Raw genomic sequence first — 8,617 nt, 5'->3', positions numbered from 1 at the left:
ACTTTGTTAGAGCGCTGAAAATAATTTTTACCGGCAATGCGGTCCAGCAGGTCAAAATGCTTTTTCGGATGCGTGTAATATACCACGTTGGGGATCTGGTAATTAGCCAGGTCCGTGTTCTCCTCATTCTGGATCAGCGCTATAACCTGGTGGCCCAGGCTGGCCAGGGCTTTGATCAGGTAATAGCTCCGGATCTTTTCTCCGCCATTGGCCGGAAAGGGTGATATGTCTGTGTAGAATAATATATTCATATCCTTCTTGATCAATTAGCCTTTGCTACCGGCAATCTGATGGGTAACTTGGAAAGTAACTTCATGATGATCCCTTCTATCTTCTCCTGTTCATAAGCCGTTAAGCCCAGGAACTTCACGCATATAAAAATGGATAAGCTGCTTACAGCGCCGGTCACCAGCAAGCGTACAAAACCCGGATGCATAACCAGCTGCGGCAGCAGTGATATACCAAAGGCCAGCACTACGGGCAGCAGCGAAGTAAGTACGCCTTTGCGTAAATAATCGCCAATAGCCAGGCCGGTGAGCTTATGTGCAGCCAGCACGCGGTAGCTGCAGGTAATGGCTTCTATACAAATGGCGCTTACCAGTACCACGTACGGCGCAAGGCCTGCTTTTAACAAAAAGTACGATACCGGTAAGTTCATCATCAGCAACAGGCTTACTACTACCTGGTATACCTTGATCCTGCCCACGGATTGTATGGCTACCTGCAGCCCTACAGTAAGCTGTGTGATCAGCGATACTATAATGATCAGGCGGCAGAAAACAATCGTATGATCCGGTACATTCTTCAGCCACAGCTTCAGAATGATGGGCATTTCAATGATCACCGGTATGGAAAAGAACGACAACAGGAAAAAGGAGAACTTACTGGCTATCATGGCCAGGCGTAACATCCTCGGCCGGTCGCCCATGCCTTCGCTTTTAATGATCTGCGGGTTCAGGGATTGCAGCATGGTCACTGAAAAGTAGCTTAGCTGCGAATTTACCTGGTTGGCTATGCCGTAAGCGGCGTTAATAATTGCGCCAAAGAATACGTTCAAGATCATAGCCAGCCCCTGGTTACGGGCTACCACGCTGCCTGCGCCAAACATATTCCAGCCTGCGTAGGAGAACATTTCCCTTAACAGGCCTTTGTTGAAATACTTGCGCACCTTCACCCGTGCCTCATGGTATTTAGAAGAGCAGTACGTGCGTTTAATGATAAGGGAGATCACTGTTACACCCGCTGTTAATGCGCCGTATATGATCAGCTTATCATACCCCGTGTACTGCAGGTAAATGGCGATGCCCAGCTTTGCCAGCGCTTCCCAGATACCGATGGCTGCTATCAGGAACATATTTTCCCGTGCATTCAGCGTAGCATCATACGGTACGGAAACAATGGTAAAAAAGGTGCTGATCACCGTAAAATGAAATATTATTTTGGCGGTGCCTATCCTGGCTGCAGGTATGTTCAATACCCGGTCAAAAAAGTACAGGCCTACCACCTCAAATATTAGAACCAGCGTGATGCCCATCAGAAAATGGAGCAGCACGCTGGAGTTGAATACCTGTTTTAACTTTTCATTGTCACCGACACCTATATAAAAAGAAAGGTACCGTTGGGTGGAAATGGTCATGGCCACATTTAAAAAGGAAAGCATTACGATCACGCCGCTTACCAGGTTAAAAATGCCATAATCTTCTGCGCCCAGCGCATTTAATACAAGGCGGGTTGCATACAATGCAATGAACATTGTAATTAACATCCGCCCATACAGTGCGCCTGTGTTTAATACTACCCGGTTTGCTGCTTGCATTTACTAGCTATTGTTTTCCAGTTCCACTTTTAACCTTATCCAAACTGAATTATCCTACCAGGTGTTCCCACTGAGTTACATCTTTCTTACGGAACAATTCCACGTCGCCGGCTACCATTTCTTTTACCAGTGCAGGCAGGTCGTATTTAGGTTCCCAGCCTAATTTGGTTTTTGATTTGGTAGGATCGCCTATCAGCAGCTCAACCTCTGTAGGACGGAAATACCGCGGATCTACCGCTACCACTTCCTTACCTATTTCCAGCTGATATTCTTCATTATTGCAGGCAGCTATCACGCCTTTTTCTTCCGCACCTTCGCCGGTGAATTTTACTTCAATACCCAATTCTGCAAATGACATGCGAACGAAATCACGTACAGGCGTAGTAATGCCGGTAGCAATTACATAATCTTCCGCAACATCCTGCTGCAGTATGCGCCACATAGCCTCTACATAATCCTTTGCATGGCCCCAGTCGCGGCGGGCATCCAGGTTACCTAAGTACAGTTTATCCTGCAGGCCCAGTGCAATAGCAGCTACGCCACGGGTAATTTTACGGGTTACGAAAGTTTCACCACGCAGCGGGCTTTCATGGTTGAACAGGATACCGTTGCACGCATACATACCATATGCTTCGCGGTAGTTCACCGTGATCCAGTATGCATACAGCTTAGCTACTGCATACGGGCTGCGGGGGTAAAAAGGAGTGGTTTCCTTCTGCGGTACTTCCTGTACTAAACCGTACAGCTCTGAAGTGCTGGCCTGGTAAATACGGGTCTTTTTTTCCAGCTTCAGGATGCGCAGGGCTTCCAGTAAACGTAAAGTGCCAATACCATCTGCATTTGCAGTGTATTCCGGAGTATCAAAGCTCACTTTCACATGGCTCATAGCAGCCAGGTTATAGATCTCATCGGGCTGTGTTTCCTGGATAATACGGATCAGGTTAGTACTGTCGGTCATATCACCGTAGTGTAAGCGGAAACGCACGTTATCGCTATGCGGATCCTGGTACAGGTGATCAATACGTTCCGTGTTAATAAGAGATGCGCGGCGCTTTACACCGTGCACCATGTATCCTTTTTCCAGCAACAGCTCTGCCAGATAGGCGCCATCTTGTCCTGTGATACCGGTAATTAAGGCAACTTTCATATTCGATTTTTAATTATTAATTCTTAATTATTAATTCAATTAAACCAGCACTGTTGTGCTATTAGTGCGGGCCAGGCCAATGCCGTAGTATATAAAGCCTTTTTTCTGCAGCGTTACATCATCATAAATGTTACGGCCGTCAAACACTACTGCTGTTTTCACAGAATCTTTGATACGGCTCCAGTCCGGCAGGCGGAATTCATTCCACTCCGTTACCAGCACCACGCCATCTGCGCCGTTGGCAGCATCATACAGGTCGGTACCCCAGGTTACGCGCTCGCCCAGCTCTTTCTTGGCTTCGTGCATAGCTACGGGATCAAACACACGCACTTTTGCACCGGCGTTTAACAGCGCTTCTATCAGCACGATGGATGGCGCTTCGCGCATATCATCCGTATTCGGCTTAAAGGATAAACCCCAGATGGCAAAGGTTTTGCCCTGCAGGTCGCTATCAAAGTGACGGTCTATTTTGCTGAACATTACTTTCTTCTGATCTTCATTCACCGCTTCCACGCTTTCCAGTATGCGCATAGCGTGGCCATACTCTTTACCGGTACGTACCAGCGCCTTCACATCCTTGGGGAAGCAGGAGCCGCCATAACCAATACCGGGATATATAAAGCGGTCGCCTATACGCGGATCGCTGCCAATACCTTTGCGCACCTTGTTCACATCGGCGCCGGTCAGCTCACACAGGTTGGCAATATCATTCATGAAAGATATTTTGGTAGCCAGCATTGCGTTGGCGGCATATTTGGTCATTTCTGCAGAAGCAATGTCCATGAATACGATCGGACGGCCGTTCAGCACAAAGGGGTGATACAGGTTCTCCAGCACCTGCTGCGCTTTTTCTGTGTTCACACCTACCACAATACGGTCGGGCTTCATAAAGTCGGCCACCGCAGCGCCTTCTTTCAGGAACTCGGGGTTAGAGGCTACATCATAATCCAGCAGCTGATCCCTTTCCTGTAAGGCCTGTTTAATGGCGCGGTTCACTTTCACCGCAGTACCAACAGGTACAGTGCTCTTCGTAACTACTACCAGGTAATTGGTCATAGAAGCGCCTATTTCTTTTGCTACCTGCAGTACATATTTCAGGTCAGCGCTGCCATCTTCACCGGGAGGGGTGCCTACGGCAATAAATGCCAGCTCAGCGCCCGGTATTACAGATGCCAGGTCTGTGCTGAAGGACAGGCGGCCGTTCTGAAAGTTGCGGTGTACCACCTCTTCCAGGCCCGGCTCATATATGGGTAAAATTCCGTTTTGCAGATCTTTGATCTTGGCTTCATTCACATCCACGCACACTACATTGGTGCCTACTTCTGCCAGGCAGGCGCCGGTCACTAATCCTACATATCCTGTTCCTACAACTATTACTTTCATGTTTCAGATTGTTTTTTGGGTAGTCAATTATTAATTACGAATTACGAATTATTCAATTACGAATGATGAACTACGAACCAGCTGGTTATACGAATTAATCAATTACATTGTTCACTGTTCCACCCATTCGTATTCGTAATTGATAATTCGTAATTGTATTATGCCAGTTGTGTCTGTTTTTTCTTCAGGTAGTCCGCATAAGCCATTTCTATGCCATCTTTTAACCCGGTGCTGTGCTGCCAGCCCAGGCTATGCAGCTTGGCTACATCCATCAGCTTGCGGGGGGTGCCATCCGGCATAGCGGTATCAAATACCAGCTCGCCTTCAAAACCTACCACCTCTTTTACAGTTTCTGCCAGCTCGCGGATGGTCAGGTCTTCACCGGTGCCAATATTCACCAGCTCCTTGCCATCGTAATGCAGCATCAGGTACACGCAGGCATCTGCCAGGTCATCGGCATACAGGAACTCGCGTTTAGGCGTGCCCGTACCCCATATAGTTACATTGGCTGCTTTGCTTTCCTTCGCTTCATGGAACTTGCGGATAAGCGCGGGCAGCACATGTGAATTTTCAGGATGGTAGTTATCACCTACGCCATACAGGTTGGTAGGCATTACGCTGATGAAGTTACAGCCGTATTGATCCCGGTAAGATTCGCACAGCTTAATACCGGCTATTTTGGCAATAGCGTAAGGTTCGTTGGTATATTCCAGGGGGCCTGTAAGCAGGCTGCTTTCCTGTAAAGGCTGGGGCGCCAGCTTGGGATAGATACAGGAGCTGCCCAGGAACATCAGTTTAGTAGCCTGCTGCTGGTAAGCTGCATGTATAATGTTAGCTTCCATGATCAGGTTATCATACAAAAATTCTGCACGGTAAGTGTTATTAGCGTGTATGCCGCCTACCTTGGCTGCAGCCAGGAATATAAAGTCCGGCTTTTCTGTTGCAAAAAATTCATTTACAGCAGCCTGGTTACGCAGGTCCAGCTCTGCAGAGGTGCGGGTAATAATGTTCTGATAGCCTAAGGTTTCCAGTCTGCGCTTAATAGCACCACCCACCATTCCACGATGGCCTGCGATGTAGATCTTATCCGTGAGTTTCATGTATAATTAAGAATTAATAATTAAGAATTAATAATCAAGGGGCATGTTATACAAAACAATGAAAATGATCAAAACTACAGTTACAGCTATGGTAAAGGGACGTATGGTTATTTGATATACCGCCCTACGATTATTAATTATTCATTCTTAATTATTAATTCGGTAGCGGTGTATATCGGTTCCTTATACTACAGGAGCTCCGGTCTGTTCTCCTTCACCCATTGGTGCAGTTGTTTGATCTCCTGCCCTTTTCCTTTTTTCATGATCAGCAGCGCTTCCGGCGTGTTCACCACCACCAGGTTCTCTACCCCTACCAGCGCAACCAGCTTCTCTTTACCGATCACCATGTTATTACCGCTTTCAATAGATACGGCCTGGTGGTTATGGTATTGATAATGCTGTACCAGCGCCTGGGCCAGGGCTTCGTAGCTGCCTACATCGCTCCATTCCATAGTGCTGGGCACCACTTTTACCTTATTGCTTTTTTCCATTACTGCGTAGTCAATGCTGGTAGAAGGTATTTCTTCCATAGCAGCCAGGCTTAGCTGGCCGGTACGCAGCCATTCATTGGCAGCAATGGCAGCTGTTTCATAAATTTCAGGCGCATACTTTTGCAGCTCCTGTAACAGGATGCCTGCCTTACAGCAAAAGATCCCGCTGTTCCACAGGAAGTCGCCGCTCTGCAGCATGATGGTTGCATTCTCTATATCAGGCTTTTCAACAAAGCGGATCACATCATGACCGCTGTATTGTATATAGCCAAAACCGGTTTCCGGGTAAGTGGGCTGCAGGCCAATGGTTACCAGGCTATTGCCGGCAGCCAGCAGCTGGGCGGTTTCAATGGTTTGTGCGTAAATATCCGGTGTGCCTATCAGGTGGTCTGCAGGCGTGATCAGTAAAATAGTTTCCGGGGCAGATACAAAGGCTGCCAGGGCTATGGCGGCAGCCGTGTTGCGGCCTACGGGTTCGGCCAGCATACGCAGGTTGGTAGCGCCGGCATGTAACAGCTGCTCTTCCACCGTAGCGGAATGCTGCTCATTCACAATAGCCAGCACACTGTCACAGGCTACCTGGTTGCGCAGGTAAGCCAGCTGCAGTAAGCTGTTGCCTTCAAACAGCGGTAACAGCTGTTTAGGCGTTTGTTTATTTGATAAGGGCCACAGGCGGGTTCCCGACCCACCACATAATATGATATGCTGCATCATAGTTCTTATAGTAGTAATAATGGCTATTGCCTGGTTATTGATGGTAAAGTCCCGCGTAAGGTGTTTCTTCCTCGGTGGGTACTGCATCGCTGCCGATCAGGATCACTTCTGTAGTTGGCAAAGTAGCCACCAGCGTGTAACCCAGGCTGGATAACTGTGCCTTAACCGTGTTCCTTCCAACCTCAATGATCCTGCCGCGCTGGTGCATTAACGGACCTGATTTTACCTGGATCAGGTCATTTTCATGCAGGGGGAACTGCTCAACCGTTACATCCTTGTACTCACGCAGGAAACGTTTGATCAGCTCAATTTCATGATCAGGTATCATAGCCGGTTTACCCAGCCAGTACACGAAATTCACAATGCCCTCCGTTTCGCGTACCACCCATTTCCTGCTTTCAGGTACTCTTACGAATACATAGGATTTAAATAAGGGTTCACTGATCACTTTGCGGCGGTCGCTCCACTGGCGCTCTACGGGGCTCATGGGGCAATAATTTTCCACGCGCTTGCGGGTGAGCAGATCAGCCACTTTCTTTTCCCATCTTGCTTTGGTATATACTGCATACCAAGTTGACATTTCCTGTTGCATGGGCATCTCATTTAAAAGTTTAATACTCTGGTTAACATTGCGCAGTTTCTATAACGAGGGATTTCTAAAGACAATGGTAATGCCGTTGAATGCATTCTCATAATATTCGGTTTATTCAATAAAGACTCGTTATATCTTTTTCCTGGAATAGCTTCGCTCTCTCACTCACATGAGGAACGGTTGGCACGCTGTTCCGGGTGGTTTTAACTTTTTACAGCAGATGATAGATCCGCCGCTCGTTGTTATTATATGTTAAAAATCCCTTTCAAAAATTGTTTCCGGCGGGTACCTTTTGCATCTTCAATATAGCCGTAACCATAGCCATACCCGTTAGGTCCGTAACCCGTTACACCCCGCGGCTGAATACCGTTGAACACTAAGTTCAGGTTACCCAGCTCCTTATTCTGATACAGCTCGTTCACCATTTTCAGGTACAGCTTGGGCGTTACCTGGTGGCGGATCACATACAGCGTAGCATCGGCATAGGTAGCCAGCAGCCGCGCGTCTGTAACCAGGCCCACGGGGGCCGTATCAATGATCACATAGTCAAAACGTGCTTTCAGGTTAGTGATCAGCTTTTCCAGCTGACCGTTTAATATAAGCTCTGTGGGATTAGGTGGTATTGCACCTGCCGGCAGTATAAAGAGATACTCGTTACCGGGAACAGGTTGCAGTATGCTTGCTATTTCCGCTTGTCCTACCAGGTAGTTGCTGATACCCGGTTCTCTTGACACGCCCAGCATTTTGCTGATCTGCGGTTTGCGCAGGTCAAACTCCAGCAGGGCTACCTTTTTCTTTACCAGTGATAAGCTGGTAGCCAGGTTAACGGATACGAAGCTTTTACCTTCGCCAGAAATGGATGACGTTACCAATAATGTTTTACGGTGGTGGGAACTCCCGTTAGTGCCATTGCCGTTTAAGGAACCGTTCAGGTTATTCAGCCCTATGTAAGAAAGCGCCGTACGTAAGGTCCGGAACTGTTCTGCCACATAGCTGCGTTTACCTTCCGCTATCACTACGGGTTGTTTGTTCACATCCTGCAATATCTCTGCCAGAATTGGCGCTTGCGTAGCTTTTTCTATTTCTGAGCGTGAGGTCACTTCCCGCTTCATCATATCCCGCAGGGTAATAAGGGCTGCAATAAAAGCCAGGCCTGCAAATACCGCTATAGCAAGCACCAGCGGTTTCTTGGGGCTTATTGGAATGGCCAGCGCTTCTGCTGCATCTACTATACGGCTGTCGGATACGGCAGCGGCAGACGCTACGGCTGTTTCCTCCCGCTTCTGTAACAGGAAAGTATATATGTTATTCTTTATTTCCTGCTGACGGCTTACCTCAACAAATGCTTTCTCTTTTTCAGGTACGCCTCTGAGC

At 47.8% G+C, this 8,617-nt stretch carries 8 protein-coding genes; all 8 read right to left on the bottom strand.

Annotated elements, in window-relative coordinates; genetic code table 11:
• Positions 1–251: hypothetical protein (locus tag VIM87_RS27155; RefSeq protein ID WP_332000025.1), on the bottom strand; the 251-nt coding region annotated here is incomplete at its 3' end.
• An 11-nt stretch (positions 252–262) separates the two neighbouring features.
• On the bottom strand, positions 263–1,816 hold the full coding sequence (locus VIM87_RS27150; RefSeq protein WP_332000024.1) for a hypothetical protein: 1,554 nt from the start codon (positions 1,814–1,816) through the stop codon (positions 263–265).
• A 49-nt stretch (positions 1,817–1,865) separates the two neighbouring features.
• The gene (gmd, locus tag VIM87_RS27145) at positions 1,866–2,963 is read right to left on the bottom strand and encodes a GDP-mannose 4,6-dehydratase (protein ID WP_332000023.1); all 1,098 of its coding nucleotides are present in this window, start codon (positions 2,961–2,963) and stop codon (positions 1,866–1,868) included.
• A 39-nt stretch (positions 2,964–3,002) separates the two neighbouring features.
• The gene (locus tag VIM87_RS27140; protein ID WP_332000022.1) at positions 3,003–4,346 is read right to left on the bottom strand and encodes a UDP-glucose/GDP-mannose dehydrogenase family protein; all 1,344 of its coding nucleotides are present in this window, start codon (positions 4,344–4,346) and stop codon (positions 3,003–3,005) included.
• Between the two features lie 158 nt (positions 4,347–4,504).
• The gene (gene fcl / locus VIM87_RS27135; RefSeq protein WP_332000021.1) at positions 4,505–5,446 is read right to left on the bottom strand and encodes a GDP-L-fucose synthase; all 942 of its coding nucleotides are present in this window, start codon (positions 5,444–5,446) and stop codon (positions 4,505–4,507) included.
• A 188-nt stretch (positions 5,447–5,634) separates the two neighbouring features.
• Positions 5,635–6,738, bottom strand: coding sequence for a mannose-1-phosphate guanylyltransferase (locus VIM87_RS27130; protein WP_332000020.1), 1,104 nt, complete (start codon positions 6,736–6,738; stop codon positions 5,635–5,637).
• Positions 6,686–7,231, bottom strand: a complete 546-nt coding sequence (locus tag VIM87_RS27125) for a UpxY family transcription antiterminator (RefSeq protein ID WP_332000019.1) — start codon at positions 7,229–7,231, stop codon at positions 6,686–6,688. The genes VIM87_RS27130 and VIM87_RS27125 overlap by 53 nt, the downstream gene beginning before the upstream one ends.
• 257 nt (positions 7,232–7,488) lie before the next feature.
• Positions 7,489–8,617: polysaccharide biosynthesis tyrosine autokinase (locus tag VIM87_RS27120; protein ID WP_332000018.1), on the bottom strand; the 1,129-nt coding region annotated here is incomplete at its 5' end.

The organism is Chitinophaga sp. (genome assembly GCF_036569125.1).
Taxonomy (GTDB): Bacteria; Bacteroidota; Bacteroidia; order Chitinophagales; family Chitinophagaceae; genus Chitinophaga.
This window is presented reverse-complemented; position numbering and strand designations above follow the sequence as displayed.